The sequence below is a fragment of the Erwinia sp. E_sp_B01_1 genome (genome assembly GCF_036865545.1).
GTDB lineage: Bacteria > Pseudomonadota > Gammaproteobacteria > Enterobacterales > Enterobacteriaceae > Erwinia.
Genome location: NZ_CP142208.1, coordinates 1,768,270 through 1,784,967 on the forward strand (window position 1 = coordinate 1,768,270; position 16,698 = coordinate 1,784,967).

The window sequence follows — 16,698 nt, forward strand, 5'->3', positions numbered from 1 at the left end:
TCGTACTGTCAGAATGCTGAATAATCCATTAAGATGGATCGAATTGATTTAAGCACACGAAAGGGGGGATGTGCTGACTAAAATGAAAAATAAGCCGGAACTGAATAAATTGCGCTGGTGTAGCGTGGCGGTTTTGCTGTCGATGTATGCCAGCTCAAGCTGGGCTTTCAACATTGATGATGTGGCAAAGCAGGCTAAAGATTTGGCAGGGAAGGGATATGAAGCGCCGAAAAGCAATTTGCCTTCTCAATTGCGCGATATGAAATATGCTGATTATCAGCAGATTCAGTTCAATCGTGACAAAGCTTACTGGAGTAAGCTGAAGACCCCATTCAAACTTGAGTTCTATCATCAGGGGATGTACTTCGACACGCCGGTGCAGATTAATGAAGTCACCGCATCAACGGTTCGACAGATTAAATATTCGCCTGACTATTTTAACTTCGGCAACGTTAAGCACGATCCGGAAACGGTTAAGAACCTCGGCTTTGCCGGGTTTAAAGTGCTCTACCCGCTGAACAGCAAAAACAAGAAAGACGACGAGATTTCCAGCTTCCTGGGCGCCAGCTACTTCCGTGTTATCGGCGGTGGTCAGGTCTATGGGCTCTCTTCTCGTGGCCTGGCTATTGATACCGCACTGCCTTCAGGTGAAGAGTTCCCACGCTTTAAAGAGTTCTGGATTGAACGTCCAAAACCTGCTGATAAGCATCTGGTGATCTATGCTTTGCTGGATTCCCCGCGAGCCACTGGCGCCTACCGTTTCACTATTACACCGGGCAAAGAGAGCACCGTAGACGTGCAGTCTAAAGTTTACCTGCGCGATAAAGTTGGCAAGCTGGGCGTGGCACCATTGACCAGCATGTTCCTGTTTGGGCCGAACCAGCCTTCGCCAAACACCAACTTCCGTCCGCAGTTACATGATTCCAACGGTCTCTCTATCCATGCCGGTAACGGCGAATGGATCTGGCGTCCGCTCAACAATCCGAAACACCTGGCGGTCAGCACTTTCACCGTCGAGAATCCGAAAGGCTTTGGATTGCTGCAGCGTGGTCGTGACTTCGATCAGTATCAGGATCTGGACGATCGTTACGATCTCCGCCCAAGCGGCTGGATCGAACCGCAGGGTGACTGGGGTAAAGGCCGCATAGAGCTGGTTGAAATCCCGACTGCGGACGAAACCAACGACAACATCGTTGCCTTCTGGACGCCGGAAAACCTGCCAGATCCTGGCAAAGAGATGAACTTTAAATATCGTCTGCACTTCACCAGTGACGAAGATCAGCTGCATTCGCCAGAGATGGCCTATGTTAAGAGTACGCTGCGTTCCACAGGCGATGTGAAGCAGTCCAACCTGGTGCGCCAGCCTGACGGCACGGTAGCCTTTGTGGTTGACTTCACCGGTAAAGAGATGAGCAAGCTGCCGGATAACACCCCGGTCACGCCTCAGGTCAGTATCGGCAACAACGGTGAGTTGGTGGAGAACAGCGTGCGCTATAATCCAGTGACCAAAGGCTGGCGTCTGGTGATGCGTTTACGCGTCAAAGACAACAAACAGCCAACCGAGATGCGTGCTGCGCTGATGAACGGTGACAAGACGCTGACAGAAACCTGGAGCTATCAGTTGCCTGCCAATGAATAAGCCTACTGTTATACCCACTGATTATATCGATGCGCTGCCCCTTCCCGCCGAGCGGAAAGGGGCGCTGCGTGAGTCGCTGCCTGCGGAGCCCGATCGGGCTTTCAGCCAGCTTCACCAGTCGCTGGCAGACGGCGGCCCGGTAGAGTGTCGCCCTGACGATGCCCCGCTGGAGTCGGTCAAATCGCGTATTGCAATGAGCTGGCCGGATTCCGTGGCGGAGGGAGAGCAGTTCGACACTGATGAACTCGACCGTACCACGCTGAAGGCTATGCCTCGCCACACCCGCTCTTCCATGTATCCGGAAGCCTGGCGCACCAACCCTGTTGGTCGTGCCTGGGATTCTCTGCGTGGCCGTAAGTCTAAGCCGCGCTACAGCGATCCAGAAGAGCAGCGGCAGGAAGATAAGTGGCGTCATGTTGGCTCGATTCGCCGCTACATCCTGTTGCTGCTGACCATTGCCCAGACGGTCGTGGCGACGTGGTACATGAAAACCATTCTGCCTTACCAGGGCTGGGCGCTGATCGATCCTATGGATATGATCAACCAGAACTGGCAGCAGTCGGTGCTGCAGATCCTGCCTTATGTGCTGCAAACAGGGATCCTGTTCCTGTTCGCGGTGCTGTTCTGCTGGGTCTCGGCGGGCTTCTGGACCGCCTTGATGGGCTTCCTGCAGCTGATGATCGGCAAAGACAAGTACAGCATCTCCTATGGTCTGAACGGCGACGAGCCGATCAATCCGGAGCACCGTACTGCGCTGATTATGCCAATCTGTAATGAAGATGTGGAACGCGTCTTTGCCGGCCTGCGTGCAACCTGGGAATCCGTGGTAAGAACGGGTGAACAGCAAAACTTTGACGTCTATATCCTCAGCGACAGTTACAACCCTGACATTGCGTTAGCGGAACAGAAAGCCTGGATGGAGCTGGTTCGTGATGTAGGCGGGGAAGGGCGCATTTTCTATCGTCGTCGTCGTCGCCGCGTGAAGCGTAAAAGCGGTAATATTGATGACTTCTGCCGCCGCTGGGGCAGCCAGTACAGCTACATGGTAGTGCTGGATGCAGACAGCGTGATGAGCGGTGAGTGTCTGACCGGTCTGGTGCGCATGATGGAAGCCAACCCTAACGCCGGTATTATCCAGTCTTCGCCTAAAGCGTCTGGTATGGATACGCTGTATGCCCGCTGTCAGCAGTTTGCGACCCGCGTCTACGGGCCATTGTTTACCGCAGGCCTGCACTTCTGGCAGTTGGGTGAATCCCACTACTGGGGGCATAACGCCATCATCCGCGTGGCACCTTTTATCGAGCACTGTGCTTTAGCACCGCTGCCAGGTGAAGGGTCGTTTGCCGGTTCCATTCTCTCCCACGACTTCGTGGAAGCTGCGCTGATGCGTCGTGCGGGCTGGGGCGTATGGATTGCCTATGACTTGCCGGGCTCCTATGAAGAGTTGCCACCTAACCTGCTGGATGAGCTGAAACGCGACCGCCGCTGGTGTCACGGTAACCTGATGAACTTCCGTCTGTTCCTGGTCAAAGGAATGCACCCGGTTCACCGTGCCGTGTTCCTGACCGGCGTGATGTCCTATCTCTCTGCGCCGCTGTGGTTTATGTTCCTGGCCCTGTCGACGGCGTTGCAGGTGGTGCATACGCTGATGGAGCCGCAATACTTCCTGCAGCCCCGGCAGCTGTTCCCGGTCTGGCCGCAATGGCGTCCTGAACTGGCGATAGCGCTTTTCTCCACCACCATGGTACTGCTGTTCCTGCCAAAACTGCTCAGCATCATGCTGATCTGGTTTAAGGGAGCCAAACCTTACGGTGGCTTCGTGCGGGTAACGGTTTCCCTGTTCCTGGAGATGCTGTTCTCAGTGCTGCTGGCACCGGTCCGTATGCTGTTCCACACCGTGTTTGTGGTCAGCGCGTTCCTGGGCTGGGAAGTGGTCTGGAATTCACCTCAGCGTGACGATGATGCCACGCCGTGGAGCGAGGCTTTCAAGCGTCATGGTTCACAGATGGCGCTGGGTATCGTCTGGGCTGTGGGCATGGGCTGGCTTGACCTGAACTTCCTGTGGTGGCTGGCTCCGATCGTCTTCTCACTGATCCTGTCGCCTTTTGTCTCGGTCTTCTCAAGCCGCTCAACTATGGGTAATGCTTCCAAGCGCGCTAAGCTGTTCCTGATCCCGGAAGAGTTTGAGCCGCCGAAAGAGCTGGTCGATACCGACCGCTATGTGGCGCTGAACCGTGAGCGCGCGCTGAAAGATGGCTTTATGCATGCCGTGTTTAATCCCTCCTTCAACGCCCTGGCCAGTGCTATGGCTACCTCCCGCCACCTGAAAAGTGATGTGCTGGAGTTTGCCCGCGACCGTATGGTTGATCAGGCGCTGAGTGAGTCTCCAGCGAAGCTGGATCGCGATCGCCGCCTGGCGCTGATGAGTGACCCGGTCACCCTGTCCAGGATGCATTACCGCCTGTGGCAACATGCCGACAAGTACCACGACTGGTTTGACTATTATAAGTCGCTGAATATGAATCCTCAGGCGATTCAGAAAGGCAAACTTCAAAGCTAAGCCCGTGGGAAATTAACCAGGGGAATGCCTGAATCTGACATTCAGGCTGAACCGCACAAGACCGGGGGAACTACAGTCTCCCGGTTTTTTTTGCCTGTAATAAACGCGGCTTTGCTGAATCCTTACGAAAATTTTGCTTTCTTTGCCACACGGGCAGCGGACAGTTACTCTACAATGGCTCGATTTATGATATTGACTGGTAAATGATGATTAAGATGATTTTACGGGGTGTGATGGCCGGTCTGGTGGTGATGCTGCTTAGCGGCTGTGGCAGCATTATCAGTCGCACCTTTCCAGGGCAGGGGCATGGGAATCAGTATTATCCGGGCGTACAGTGGGATGTCAGGGATACGCCCTGGCGTTTTCTGACCATTATCGATCTGCCGCTGTCGCTGGTGGTCGATACATTGTTACTGCCGGTGGATGCGAATCACGGGCCTTATGAATGAGCAGCCCGGCTGAAACCGGGCTGGAGTAAAATGCGAAACTGTTGTGCCGGACAGGAAAGCCAGGGTGCTGCTTTCCGGGCAGTACAGTCTCTTTCAGGACGATGGGGCTGAACCCGCCACGCACGCCTCAGAATTTACTGGTAGCGATCGGAGTCACTGTTATCATCTTCCCATTCGTCAGCGGCAGCTTTACCCTCTTCGGTATCCGTCGGTGGCTCAAGCTGGAATTCGCCCTCATCCCACTCATGCAGCGTATTCTCTGGCAGCCACTCCTGACGTAACTCAATTTCATCGAAATCGTCATCAAAAATAGCCTGAGCGGCCAGACCACCACGCAGCGACAGGCATTCGCCTTCATCCCCTTCCTCGGCAAAGAACTCCGCCTGCCACATAATATCGCCATCCTGCATCACGTACTTTTGCAGATTGAACTGGCCCACGGACGCTTCCGATTCTTCCATCTCCGGGTTAGCAGCCAGGAACTCTTCACGCGCGGCATCAATCGCTTCTTCCAGGGTCGCAAACATGCTCATGGGTATCTCCTTACAACATTTTCAGATTTAAAAAGGATAGTCGAAGATCCGCCATGATAAAGCCCGGCAGCTAAAAAAGATGAAAACAAGTTTATAAAGGCGTTTCAGTAAGTTACTGAGGAGGCGGCCGACGGCGCAGGGTCGTCCAGCTATAGATAAAATTGCAGAACACCACGCAGGCGGTGACGATGAAAACGGCACGGAATCCCCAGTGGGCAGAGACAGCGGCACCCATCAACGGGCCGGTAACGTTGCCAATATCCCTGAAGGACTGGTTATAGCTGAATATTCTGCCCGCCACCTGATTGCTGGCGTTATAAATCAGCAGAGTCTGCACCGCCGGAAGCAGGGCGCCATCAGCGGCCCCAAGCAGAAAACGCAGAATACCCAGCTGCAGAGGATTCTGCACAAAGGACATCGGGATCAGCAGCAGCACGGAAACCAGCAGCATGGCGATAAGAATACGTTCTGGCCCGATACGGTCGCCCAGTTTTCCCAGCCGGGGAGCACTCATCAACGCAGCCACGCCGGGCACGGAGGCGATCAGCCCGCTGACAAAAGCCAGATTCTGGATCTCACCCGCCAGCTCCCGGACATACAGCGTCAGGATGGGGGCTATCGATCCTGTGGCTACCTGAATAATCAGCGTGGTGACAAAGAGCGCCATCACCAGTTTTGGCTTCTTAAGCGTGACAAACACCTGATGGGCGCGAAGCATGTCCTTTTTCTGTACCGGAATGAACTCTTCCCGCACCGCAAACAGCGTCATCACAAAACAGATAAACAGCACGCCAGCAGTGATAAAGAACACAGGACGCAGACCGAAACTGTCCGCCAGCAGGCCACCAATCAGTGGGCCAATCAGCGCGCCGCTGACCGCCCCGGTAGAGAGCCAGCCCAGCGCCCAGCCGCTTTTATTGCGGGGCACCTGAGTAGCAATCAGCGCATTGGCGTTGGGCACAAATCCCCCCAGCAGCCCCAGCACGGCCCGCAGCGCCAGAAATTGCCAGATTGAGGTGGCCACTCCCATCAGCATCATCACAATGGCCATACCCAGCGCGGAGCGTAACAGCATAATTTTCCGGCCTTTACGGTCGGCCAGACCGCCCCAGAACGGTGAAGCAATGGCGGAAAACAGGAAGGTAATGCTGAAAACCAGCCCTGACCACATATTCAGTGACTGAGGATCGGTAACGCCAAGCAGTTCAACATACAGCGGCAGGAACGGCATCACCAGACTGAAGGCAATACCCGTAAGAAAACAGCCGCACCAGGCCACAAACAGATTTTTTTGCCAGTTGATCGAAGTAACCGTAACGTCAGCATTAGCCATAGCGCAGTGGGTGACCTGTGGGGAAGGAGGTTATTAGCAGGCTAAGTATGCGCCCAAAACCGCACGCTGAACAGCGGGGTGTTGAGAAAATGTTCAGGGACTTCAGGCGGGTGGCAGGCGCGTAAGCGGCCTGCCATCAGTGAGATTCAGTAAAGAGAAGGCTCGCCTGCGGGGCGAGTTTTGAACCGGCGGTGCAGCCACATATATTGCTCAGGCGCCATCAGCACGCCGTGTTCCACCACCTTATTCATACGGGCTGCCGTGGCGGCTTCATCATCAAGCGGCATCTCTTTTTCCTCAGGCAGGATCACCATTTCGTATCCTCTGCCATGAGGCAAACGGCGCGGCACAAAAGGGATCACCGCGGGCTGCCCACTGCGGATAAGCAGATAGCTGCCTTTGGTGGAAGCCGCTTTATCCACGCCAAAAAAGGGCACAAACACGCTGCTCCGGGGCCCGTAATCATGATCGGGCGCGTACCAGATAATGTCGCCTTTCTTCAAAGCACGGATCATCCCTTTGAGATCTTTGCGATCCAGCATGCTTTTATTGGAGCGCATCCGCCCCCAGGTTTGCAGCCAGTTCAGCAGGGCATTGTCATTGGGGCGGTACACACCAATGCCGGGGTTGTGAATGCCAAAAATACGTGCGCCCAGCTCCAGGGTTAAAAAATGCATGCCGATCAGCAGCACGCCTTTGCCATCCTGGTGTGCTTTGTCGATATGCTCCAACCCCTGGACATGAAACCACTTGCTGATGCGCCAGTCGGGCCAGAACCAGGCCATGCCGGTTTCAATCAGGCCCATGCCCACGGATTCGAAGTTACGCACGACCATAGCCTCACGCTCGGCTTCTGGCATTGTCGGGAAACAAAGCTCCAGATTGCGCCGCGCAACCTCTACCCGTCGCTTAATAAAACGCATCGACAGACGGCCCAGTCCACAGCCCAGGTGATAAAGCACCGGGTAGGGGAGCAGGACAAGAAGATAGAGAAATCCTATCCCCAACCAGGTAAACCAATAACGGGGATGCAATAATGCACGCGTAAATTGAGGCAACTGAGTCATGAGTGTCCAGACCGTAAAAAAGGGGCATCATTATGCTGCCCGTGTTTTTTTATTTATGGCCTATTGTGCCATTTTTCAGTTACTAACCTGAAATATCTGTTGTGATTAAGCAAGATTTTGTCGCGGATTGCGTAAAATTCATCCGCGACATGCAGCACTATTGCTTAAACAGCCCCTTCACTTCATGAGGCTCACAACGCCAGTACTGTTCAGGGGCCTGCACTTTTGCACCGAGTTTTGCGGCGGCATGCCAGGGCCAGCGAGGGTTATAAAGCATGCCACGGGCCAGAGCGACCATATCCGCCTGCTGATCCACCAGTAAAGCCTCAGCCTGTTCCGGTTCGGTAATCATGCCGACAGCAATCACCGGGACAGCAACAACCTCTTTAATCGCGGCAGCGAAAGGCACCTGATAGTTCGGCCCGACTTTGATTTTCTGCTGTGGAGCAAGCCCGCCGCTGGAGACGTGAATATAAGCACAGCCTTCCGCCGCGAGCGCCTTGCTCAAAGCGATGGACTGTTGCAGATCCCAGCCTCCTTCAACCCAGTCAGTTGCCGAAATTCGCACGCCAACAGGCTTGTCTGCCGGGAAGGCGCGGCGGACTTCGCGGAAAATTTCCAGCGTCAGGCGCATACGGTTTTCCAGCGAGCCGCCGTACTCATCCTCACGGTGGTTTGAAAGCGGGGAGAGGAACTGATGCAGCAGATAACCGTGAGCGGCATGGACCTCAACCAGGTCCAGACCCAGGGCATCGGCGCGAACAGCACTGTCAACAAACGCCTGTTTGATCTCATTGATACGATCTTTAGTCAGCGCCAGAGGAGTGCCATCCGTGTCATTAAAAGGCTCGGCTGAGGGGCCGGAGGTCTGCCAGCCGCCCTGTTCCGGCTGTAAAAATCCGCCGCCACGCCAGGGGGTATCGGTAGAGGCCTTGCGCCCGGCATGGGATAACTGAATGCCCATTGGCATGGAGGAGTAGGTGCGCACATCCTTCAGCACTTCTCTTAGGGCCTGCGCGGTCTCTTCGTCCCAGAGGCCCAAATCCTGAGGAGTGATGCGCCCGGTAGCTTCTACTGCCGCAGCTTCAATAATCAACAAGCCTGCTCCTGAAAGTGCCAGATGTCCCAGATGGATACGGTGCCAGGCCGTGGCTTTTCCCCGATCGGCGGAATACTGGCACATTGGGGCTACTGCGATTCTGTTCTCAAGGGTCAACTTCCCCAACGTAACAGGGGTGAAGAGCTGGCTCATGTATTTTCTCCGGCTATAAATATCAAAGTACAAAGGCTAACTATAGGCGGATTTTCGGGGGAAGATGGTCAGCACATGCTTTTCCGGAATTTGCGCTTGTTTTTCCAGCAATAATCAGACTTCCCGGTTATTTTTTGTCGGATCCCGGTTTGATTTCATCACCATTCAGGTATGATAGCGCCCGCAAAATTTCTCTCTTGAACGCAGGAACGTACACCATGCCAGTGTTACATAACCTTGTTTCCAATGAAGAGCTGAAGGCGAAGATGCTGGCCGAGCCAGAACCGCGTACTACAGTCTCTTTCTATAAATATTTTACCCTCGACGATCCTAAAGCCTTCAGGGATGTGCTTTATGTAGCGCTGACTAAGCTCAAGGTCTTTGGCCGCGTCTATGTTGCAACCGAAGGGATCAACGCCCAAATCAGCGTGCCAGCCAGCCAGTATGAAGCGATGAAGGCGATGCTCTATGCCTTCCACCCGGCTCTGGACAACCTGCGCATGAATATCGCGCTGGATGACGACGGGAAATCATTCTGGGTACTGCGGCTGAAAGTGCGTGAGCGCATTGTGGCCGACGGGATTACCGATGAAACTTTTGATGCCAGCGATGTCGGCGGTTATCTGAAAGCCGGTGAAGTGAATGCCATGCTGGACGATCCCGATGCGGTGTTTGTTGATATGCGTAACCACTACGAATATGAAGTGGGCCATTTTGACAACGCAATGGAAATTCCGGCAGATACTTTCCGCGATCAGTTGCCGATGGCGGTGGATATGCTGAAAGAAGACAAAGATAAAAAAATTGTCATGTACTGCACCGGCGGCATTCGCTGTGAAAAAGCCAGTGCCTGGATGCGTCATAACGGCTTTGATAATGTTTACCACATTGAAGGCGGCATTATTGAATATGCCCGGCGTGCTCGTGAGCAGGGATTACCTGTCCGGTTCAAAGGCAAAAACTTTGTGTTTGATGAGCGGATGGGCGAGCGGATTTCGGAAGATGTAATTGCGAATTGCCACCAGTGTGGCGCTGCCTGTGATACGCACGTTAATTGCAAAAATGACGGATGCCACCTGCTGTTTATTCAGTGTGCAGCCTGTGCGGTGAAATATCATGAATGCTGCAGCCCAATCTGTATGGAAGAGCTGGCTTTAACGCCGGAAGAACAGCGTGCCCGTCGTGCTGGCCGTGAAAACGGCAATAAGGTCTTCAATAAATCACGCGGTAAATTAAGCATGACCCTGAAAATTCCCTCTGCGGAATAATCTCCTTCAGGCCGGTGGAAGACCACCGGCCTGAGCACATCTGATTACTGACGAATCCCTTCAACTGAGATCATCAGCTCCACGTTCTGGGAAGCGGGCCCCAGATCGGTGGTAATATTGAAATCTTTCAGGGCGATTTTGGTTTCGGCTTCAAATCCGGCACGGTAGCCTCCCCAGGGATCTTTGCCTTCTCCCAGTTTCTTCGCTTCCAGCTTGACCGGCTTAGTTACGCCATTCAGCGTCAGGTTGCCGGTAATATCCAGCTCGTCGCCATCCTTTTTCACGCCGGTTGAGACAAACGTAGCCTGGGGAAATTTCGCCACGTTAAGAAACTCGCCGCTGCGCAGATGCTTATCACGTTCGGCATGGTTAGTGTCAACGCTGTTGGTATTGATGGTGACATTGATTTTATCTTTAGACGGGTCAGCTTCATCAAAGGTGAAACTGCCGTCAAAATCTTTGAAAGTGCCGTACAGCCAGCTGTAGCCAAGATGCTGTATACGGAACTGCACAAAGGCGTGCTGCCCCTGTTTATCAATTTTATAATCGGCTGCAGAGGCAGCAGCGGTGCTCAACAGCAGAGCAGCAGTTGTGAGACCCAACAGGCTTTTCTTCAACATATCTGTGTTCCTTCCAGAGGTTAATCGATGCGGCTACCCAGCATCCGTTTTAGCGTAATATCACGATCTATAAAATGGTGTTTCAGCGCCGCCAGTCCGTGCAGCACAGACAGGACGACCACAGTCCATGCCAGCCAGAGGTGAATATCTCCGGCGAGGTCTGCCTGTTCACCGAACCCTTCCAGCGTGGCGGGCACTGAGACCAGCCCGAAGACCTCTATAGGTTTGCCGTCGGCGGTGGAGATCAGATAGCCACTGATAAAAATGGCAAATAAAATCCCGTAAAGCAGCAGGTGAACCATAACGGCGCTGTAACGTATCAGGGGGGAATAGCTGCTGAGAGGGCGGGGAGGCGGTGAAACAAAGCGCCAGATAACGCGCAGGATCATCACCGCAAACAGGGTAATCCCAATGCTTTTATGTAATTCGGGAGCAGGGTGGTACCAGCTATCGTAATAGCCAAGCGTGACCATCCACAGACCCAGTCCAAACATGCCATAGACGCACAGAGCCACCAGCCAGTGAAGCAGGATGCTGATCTGCCCAAAATGCGTGGGTGTGTTTTTCAGCAACATCTTAATAACCCCGGGAGTAATTTTTGTTCAGACTGGACAACCCGAAACATAAAATCAATATTTAATTGCCACATGAAACAAAAAAGATAATCTTATTCAACTTATGTGATTATAAATGTCTATTTTACTCACATATTTTGCCTGATATAGGTTTAATGGGAAATTTATATCATTATATCCAGTGAGTTGAGTTTTATTTCTAGCGGGATGATTAGTCTATTAATTTGATGGTTGTTTATAGTATTGTCAGTGGAATGTCATGTATTGTCAGCCCTGGAGCACTTAAACGGCAAATTTAACTTAACATTTTTTCGTGATTGTTCGCCCGTTAAGAAACTGAGGGCAGATAAATGGGACAGTAAACAGTGGGTTTGCCTGGGGAATAACGGCTCTTTAGTGGCGAAGGACATAATGCGGTGGCTATTAAAGCGATTTCTGTCACAAACTTGATCATTACCAGTCTGTCGTATAGAGTCAGTTACCGTAAAGAGATGTTGTTAACGTGTAAATCACACCTTTATGCCCGCTGCTTTATAGCTTTCATTCCCCTTCTCTCCATAACTTCTGGCAACGAAAGCTATAACGCTGCTCACTTCACACAGTCACTACGGAGACAGTATGAGCAACGATTCAGGTTCCACCCATCCGCCGAAGAAGCACTTCTGGCAAAAGAAACAAAAAGAGCTGACAGTGGATGATATCACCATCGTCGATGGCGATATGTTGAAGCGGGCCGTAGGCGCGGCTGCCCTTGGCAATGCCATGGAGTGGTTCGATTTTGGTGTCTACAGCTATCTGGCGGTGACGCTGGGTAAAGTGTTTTTCCCCGGCGGCAATGCCGCGGCGCAGCTGCTGGCCACGTTCGGTGCTTTTGCTGCTGCCTTCCTCGTTCGTCCTGTAGGCGGCATGGTCTTTGGCCCTCTGGGCGACAAGATTGGACGACAGAAAGTGCTGGCGATCACCATGATCATGATGTCGATCGGCACCTTCTGCATCGGTATTATTCCCAGTTACGAAAGTATTGGCATTTTTGCGCCTGTGCTGTTGCTGGTGGCCAGACTGGTACAGGGCTTCTCTACCGGCGGCGAGTACGGCGGCGCAGCAACTTTTATCGCTGAATATTCCACCGATAAGCGTCGTGGCTTTATGGGCAGCTTCCTGGAGTTTGGTACCCTTGGCGGTTACCTGCTGGGAGCCGGGCTGGTGACGGCCATGACCGCCGGCATTTCAGAAGAAGCGCTGTTAAGTTGGGGCTGGCGTGTGCCTTTCTTTATTGCTGCTCCGCTTGGCTTATTTGGCCTCTATGTGCGCTTAAAGCTGGAAGAGACGCCTGCCTTCCAGAAACATATGGAAAAACAGGAAGCGCTCGAACACAGCAAGCCCCGTCTTAACCTGTTCCAGATGTTGAGCAAATATCGTGCACAGATGCTCAAGTGTATTGGCCTGGTTCTGCTCTTTAACGTGTCGAACTACATGCTGACCTCCTACATGCCCAGCTACCTGACCGGAATACTGGGCCTCAGCGAACTCAGCAGCCTGCTGCTGGTGCTGGTGGTAATGTTTGTCATGATGCCGCTGACATTGTTCTGGGGACACTGGAACGACCGTCTGGGGCGTCGTCCGGTGATCTGGGCCGGTGCGATTGGCCTGATTATTATGGCGATCCCGTGCATGATGATGATCGGCTCAGGCAATATGCTGCTGGTGTTCCTGGGGCTGATTATTCTTGGCATCATTCATACCTGTTTCAGTGGTTCAATGCCTGCCACATTGCCTGCTCTGTTCCCCACTGATATCCGTTACAGTGCGCTGGCGATTGGCTTTAACCTGTCGGTATCACTGTTCGGGGGCACCACGCCGCTGATCACCACCTGGCTGGTATCAACCACGCATAACCTGATGATGCCTGCTTATTATCTGATGGGCGCCGGTGTAATTGGTGTTGTCACCGTCTTTACCCTGCGTGAAACAGCCCGTAAGCCGCTGTCAGGATCTGCACCTGCGGTAGCCAGTGAGGCCGAGGCGCATAAACTGATTAAGAAACTTCGCCTGCGTCAGCAAAAGAAAGACGCCGCCGAAATTGAAGCAGCAAAATAAAACATCATGACGAATAAAGCCGGGTTAAGCCCGGCTTTATTTTTTTGTGAAGAGAATGATTAAAAGCGGGAAAGCGAGAACGGCGTTAAGTCAAATTCCGTGGATTTATTTTGGGCAAAATTAGCAGCAATTTCTCCTAATACGCTGGCAAATTTAAAACCGTGTCCGCTTAGTCCGCTAATAATAAGCCGGTCTGGCGAACCGGGAGGCGAATCGATAATAAAGTCTTCATCCATTGTATTATCATAAGTACAGGCTTCTCCCCGCAGACAAACCCCAACGCCTGGCAGAAAGTGCCGCAGGAAAGAGAACAGTTCGCTACCATCTTCCGCTACCATGCCAAAAGGCTTACGCTGTTCGCGGGAAGTAATGGGCTGGCCACCGTCATGGCGGCCAATTTTGATGGCGTTATTGTCAGCGGGAAAACCATAAAAATGGGAGCCATCCGGCATTTCTGCGGTAAAAGCCGGGAATTTGTTGTTTTCACTGTAGCGCCCATCAGCCTGATGCCAGGCAAACACTTTTCTAACCGGTGTAACCGGTAAATCCGGTAATAAAGTTTTGATCCATGTTCCGGCGCTCAGCAATAATTTACGGCCCCGGAAAATCCCTTCAGAGGTGGTCACCAGCTGCAGGCCATCCCGCTCTTCTGTCGCTGTTACTTCACAGTTAAATAACTGAGCACAACCTGCCTGTTCGGCAAGCCGGATCAGATGGCGGATAGCCAGTTCCGCTTTGAGATAGCCAGAGTGGGGCTCGAAAATGCCGGTATAGCCTTGTGGAACAGCCAGTTGCGGCCAGCGGGCGGTAACCTGCTCACCGGTAAGCGTTTCAACAGGGAGGGAGAACTCTTCAGCGCTCTGGCGCACGTTACGGATAAACTCTGAGGTCTCCGGGGCGAGGTTAATCACTCCGCAGCGGTGCATGATGCGTTCGCCGCACCGGGCTTCCAGTTCGTCCCACAGCTTTTGCGCGCGAAGCACCAGAGGAACGTAACGGGAACCTTCACCATAGGCGTGACGTATCAGCCGGGATTCACCGTGGTGGCTGCCTTCACTGTGAGGAGGGTGAGCGCGATCGATCATCAGGACGTTCAGGCCCGCCTGGGTGGCGTACCAGCCTGCTGCTGCACCGACTGAACCACTGCCCACCACTATTAAGTCATAAACCATTTGCACCCGGCTCCTTTATTTATCAGGCATTCCCTGCAGGATAGCAAAAAGCAGCACCAATGAAAAAGGCACCCTTTGGGTGCCTTCAAGATAAAATCAACAGGAATTAATGCTTTTTGTAGTCACGGTCCTGATACTCTGTTGCTTCAATCTTTGCAATGCCAGCTTCGAGAATATTGATGAATTGTCTGGCTACATCGGTCGTTAACCAGTAAGTCTGACCCACTTCTGCTTCGTCGGTCTCTTGCTTATTTGAAGTCAGTGAATGCAGACGGATCATCATGGCATCATAAGAGTCTACGGTACTGATATCCCACCCGATGAGGGGATGTGTCTGGATCACATCTTTGTTCCTGTCCATTATAACCCCCTATTACTCGTGAATGATGACAACGAAGTGTTTTATCGAGGTTCAATGCGGCCTTTTTTCATAGAGCAGGATAATTATAACAGCATTTCAAAATCCCGCTGAACGAAATTTTAACGCCGTAAAGACCAAAGAGTTTGATTAAAGGTTTTTAAATAAGCGTAAGCGGCAGAAAAAAATAAATGTGATGGTAACGGGAGAAATGAGTTTTAAAACTTTACACTGGCGAAATAATAAACAAAAAAAGAAGCGATAAGAATGCGCTGTCGGGTAACGAATCTGGCCCTTTTTTTCGTGGTGCTGCGGCGCTGCTCAGGCGCGCCAAAGGCTGGAAAGCAAAAAATCCGGGTGGCGACACCCGGCAAACAACGGCAATAAAAAAGGGGGGAACAGGCTAGTCGGTGATGAACCAGTCTTCAGCGCTTTCCCAGGTTTCCTGCAGGATTTCTGTGATGCGGTCTTTGGCCTCTTTGCCGCCGCCCATCACCGTGAGATTATTAGCGCCAGCATAACGCACGGAAACGCTGTTCGCAGAATCAGGAAAATCCTTATCAATACGTTTTACAAGTTCTGTCGACAGCGCATCAATTGCGCCAGCGGGCAGGGAAGTGGTTTTTGCTACAGTGACTTCAATACGCATAAAAGCCTCCGGATAAGATACTGTAAATATATACAGTAAATTCACCGGAGGCAAATACTTTATTGTTTTGGTGAAGGGTTAAAGCTCTACGGTCCAGTTCAGCGTTTCACCAGCCAGGAATGGCACCAGTGAATGTTCGCCCAGCGCGATGCTGTCGGCCACTTTCCACGGCTTACGCACCAGTTTTATCGTGCCTTCATTCAACGGCAGGCCATAAAAACGCGGGCCGTTTTCAGAGCAGAAAGCTTCCAGATGCTGCAACGCATTCATCTCTTCGAATACCGTGGCGTAGGCTGGCAGTGAAGAGGGCGCATTGAACACCCCGGCGCAACCGCAGGTGGCTTCTTTAAGGTGACGCAGATGCGGTGCGGTATCCGTTCCCAGGAAGAAACGATCGTTTCCGCCGGCAACCACTTTACGCAACGCTTCCTGATGGACATTCCGTTTCAGGATTGGCAGGCAGTAAAGGTGCGGGCGAATACCGCCGACCAGCATGTGATTACGGTTAAACATCAGATGCTGAGGCGTGACGGTAGCAGCCAGGAAGCGGTTGCCCTCTTCAACATAGGCGGCGGCTTCTTTCGTGGTGATATGTTCAAACACCACTTTCAACTCCGGATACTGCTTACGCAGAGGATCCATCACCGTTTCAATAAAGCGTGCTTCGCGATCGAAGATATCAATGTCAGCAGAGGTCACCTCGCCGTGGATCAGCAGGGGCATACCGATTTTCTGCATCCGCTCAAGCACGCTGGCGATGCTGGCGATATTAGTGACACCGTGGCTGGAGTTCGTGGTGGCGTGAGCAGGATAGAGCTTGGCTGCGGTAAAAACGCCTTCGCTGAAGCCTTTTTCAATCTCGTCAGGATCCAGCGAGTCGGTCAGGTAACAGGTCATCAGCGGGGTGAAAGCGTGCCCGGATGGGATAGCAGCCAGAATACGATCCCGGTAGGCAATTGCCGCGGCAACGCTGCTTACAGGAGGATTAAGATTCGGCATCACAATAGCCCGGCCACAAACCTCACTGGTGAATGGCAGCACGGTTTTCAGCATCTCATCGTCTCGCAGATGAATATGCCAGTCGTCAGGGCGGCGAAGGGTTAATACCTGGGGTTGTGCTGTCATC

At 52.6% G+C, this 16,698-nt stretch carries 15 protein-coding genes; 5 read left to right on the forward strand and 10 right to left on the reverse strand.

The window, feature by feature from the left end:
- The first annotated feature begins 100 nt into the window (after positions 1-100).
- From VRC33_RS08575 to VRC33_RS08585, 3 genes are all read left to right on the forward strand, one after another.
- Positions 101-1,639 (forward strand): glucan biosynthesis protein G, encoded by a 1,539-nt coding sequence (locus VRC33_RS08575; protein WP_338564181.1) that lies wholly within the window; start codon positions 101-103, stop codon positions 1,637-1,639.
- Complete coding sequence (mdoH, locus tag VRC33_RS08580; RefSeq protein ID WP_338562813.1) at positions 1,632-4,199, forward strand: glucans biosynthesis glucosyltransferase MdoH; 2,568 nt, start codon at positions 1,632-1,634, stop codon at positions 4,197-4,199. The genes VRC33_RS08575 and mdoH overlap by 8 nt, the downstream gene beginning before the upstream one ends.
- A 206-nt stretch (positions 4,200-4,405) precedes the next feature.
- The gene (locus VRC33_RS08585) at positions 4,406-4,648 is read left to right on the forward strand and encodes a YceK/YidQ family lipoprotein (protein WP_338564183.1); all 243 of its coding nucleotides are present in this window, start codon (positions 4,406-4,408) and stop codon (positions 4,646-4,648) included.
- A 134-nt stretch (positions 4,649-4,782) separates the two neighbouring features.
- Here VRC33_RS08585 and VRC33_RS08590 read toward each other — a convergent pair whose 3' ends face one another.
- The 4 genes from VRC33_RS08590 to VRC33_RS08605 all read right to left on the reverse strand — a co-directional run bounded on the left by VRC33_RS08590 (position 4,783) and on the right by VRC33_RS08605 (position 8,833).
- Positions 4,783-5,181: a MysB family protein gene (locus VRC33_RS08590; protein WP_338562816.1), complete on the reverse strand. Its 399-nt coding sequence runs from the start codon at positions 5,179-5,181 to the stop codon at positions 4,783-4,785.
- Between the two features lie 112 nt (positions 5,182-5,293).
- Positions 5,294-6,514 (reverse strand): multidrug efflux MFS transporter MdtG, encoded by a 1,221-nt coding sequence (gene mdtG / locus VRC33_RS08595; protein ID WP_338562818.1) that lies wholly within the window; start codon positions 6,512-6,514, stop codon positions 5,294-5,296.
- Positions 6,515-6,660: 146 nt separating this feature from the next.
- Positions 6,661-7,581, reverse strand: a complete 921-nt coding sequence (locus VRC33_RS08600; protein ID WP_338562820.1) for a Kdo(2)-lipid IV(A) acyltransferase — start codon at positions 7,579-7,581, stop codon at positions 6,661-6,663.
- A 157-nt stretch (positions 7,582-7,738) separates the two neighbouring features.
- A complete protein-coding gene (locus VRC33_RS08605; protein WP_338562822.1) occupies positions 7,739-8,833 on the reverse strand; it encodes an NADH:flavin oxidoreductase/NADH oxidase in 1,095 nt (364 codons plus the stop codon).
- Positions 8,834-9,051: 218 nt separating this feature from the next.
- On the opposite strand from VRC33_RS08605, the gene VRC33_RS08610 reads away from it, so the two are divergent.
- Positions 9,052-10,101, forward strand: coding sequence for a rhodanese-related sulfurtransferase (locus VRC33_RS08610; RefSeq protein ID WP_338562824.1), 1,050 nt, complete (start codon positions 9,052-9,054; stop codon positions 10,099-10,101).
- Positions 10,102-10,145: 44 nt separating this feature from the next.
- Here the strand turns inward: VRC33_RS08610 and VRC33_RS08615 are convergent, their stop codons facing one another.
- Together VRC33_RS08615 and VRC33_RS08620 are read right to left on the reverse strand one after the other, a co-directional pair.
- Positions 10,146-10,718: a YceI family protein gene (locus VRC33_RS08615; RefSeq protein ID WP_338564186.1), complete on the reverse strand. Its 573-nt coding sequence runs from the start codon at positions 10,716-10,718 to the stop codon at positions 10,146-10,148.
- Positions 10,719-10,741: 23 nt separating this feature from the next.
- Positions 10,742-11,296, reverse strand: a complete 555-nt coding sequence (locus VRC33_RS08620) for a cytochrome b (RefSeq protein WP_338562826.1) — start codon at positions 11,294-11,296, stop codon at positions 10,742-10,744.
- 618 nt (positions 11,297-11,914) lie between these two features.
- On the opposite strand from VRC33_RS08620, the gene proP reads away from it, so the two are divergent.
- The gene (gene proP, locus VRC33_RS08625; protein WP_338562828.1) at positions 11,915-13,393 is read left to right on the forward strand and encodes a glycine betaine/L-proline transporter ProP; all 1,479 of its coding nucleotides are present in this window, start codon (positions 11,915-11,917) and stop codon (positions 13,391-13,393) included.
- 59 nt (positions 13,394-13,452) lie between these two features.
- On the opposite strand, the gene solA is transcribed toward proP, so the two are convergent.
- The 4 genes from solA to pyrC all read right to left on the reverse strand — a co-directional run bounded on the left by solA (position 13,453) and on the right by pyrC (position 16,697).
- The gene (solA, locus tag VRC33_RS08630) at positions 13,453-14,565 is read right to left on the reverse strand and encodes an N-methyl-L-tryptophan oxidase (RefSeq protein ID WP_338562831.1); all 1,113 of its coding nucleotides are present in this window, start codon (positions 14,563-14,565) and stop codon (positions 13,453-13,455) included.
- A gap of 106 nt (positions 14,566-14,671) precedes the next feature.
- Positions 14,672-14,926 carry a biofilm formation regulator BssS gene (gene bssS, locus VRC33_RS08635; RefSeq protein ID WP_338562833.1) on the reverse strand — a complete coding sequence of 85 codons (255 nt, stop codon included), beginning with the start codon at positions 14,924-14,926 and terminating at the stop codon, positions 14,672-14,674.
- 400 nt (positions 14,927-15,326) lie between these two features.
- Complete coding sequence (gene dinI / locus VRC33_RS08640) at positions 15,327-15,572, reverse strand: DNA damage-inducible protein I (protein ID WP_338562834.1); 246 nt, start codon at positions 15,570-15,572, stop codon at positions 15,327-15,329.
- Between the two features lie 78 nt (positions 15,573-15,650).
- Positions 15,651-16,697 (reverse strand): dihydroorotase, encoded by a 1,047-nt coding sequence (pyrC, locus tag VRC33_RS08645; protein WP_338562835.1) that lies wholly within the window; start codon positions 16,695-16,697, stop codon positions 15,651-15,653.
- Position 16,698 lies beyond the last annotated feature (1 nt).

Bases quoted from the DNA above. Each gene is read 5' to 3' on its own strand.
- mdoH (WP_338562813.1), top strand. From the start codon at position 1,632: ATGAATAAGCCTACTGTTATACCCACTGATTATATCGATGCGCTGCCC.
- VRC33_RS08585 (WP_338564183.1), top strand. From the start codon at position 4,406: ATGATTAAGATGATTTTACGGGGTGTGATGGCCGGTCTGGTGGTGATG.
- VRC33_RS08590 (WP_338562816.1), bottom strand. From the start codon at position 5,181: ATGAGCATGTTTGCGACCCTGGAAGAAGCGATTGATGCCGCGCGTGAA.
- mdtG (WP_338562818.1), bottom strand. From the start codon at position 6,514: ATGGCTAATGCTGACGTTACGGTTACTTCGATCAACTGGCAAAAAAAT.
- VRC33_RS08600 (WP_338562820.1), bottom strand. From the start codon at position 7,581: ATGACTCAGTTGCCTCAATTTACGCGTGCATTATTGCATCCCCGTTAT.
- VRC33_RS08605 (WP_338562822.1), bottom strand. From the start codon at position 8,833: ATGAGCCAGCTCTTCACCCCTGTTACGTTGGGGAAGTTGACCCTTGAG.
- VRC33_RS08610 (WP_338562824.1), top strand. From the start codon at position 9,052: ATGCCAGTGTTACATAACCTTGTTTCCAATGAAGAGCTGAAGGCGAAG.
- VRC33_RS08620 (WP_338562826.1), bottom strand. From the start codon at position 11,296: ATGTTGCTGAAAAACACACCCACGCATTTTGGGCAGATCAGCATCCTG.
- proP (WP_338562828.1), top strand. From the start codon at position 11,915: ATGAGCAACGATTCAGGTTCCACCCATCCGCCGAAGAAGCACTTCTGG.
- solA (WP_338562831.1), bottom strand. From the start codon at position 14,565: ATGGTTTATGACTTAATAGTGGTGGGCAGTGGTTCAGTCGGTGCAGCA.
- bssS (WP_338562833.1), bottom strand. From the start codon at position 14,926: ATGGACAGGAACAAAGATGTGATCCAGACACATCCCCTCATCGGGTGG.
- dinI (WP_338562834.1), bottom strand. From the start codon at position 15,572: ATGCGTATTGAAGTCACTGTAGCAAAAACCACTTCCCTGCCCGCTGGC.
- pyrC (WP_338562835.1), bottom strand. From the start codon at position 16,697: ATGACAGCACAACCCCAGGTATTAACCCTTCGCCGCCCTGACGACTGG.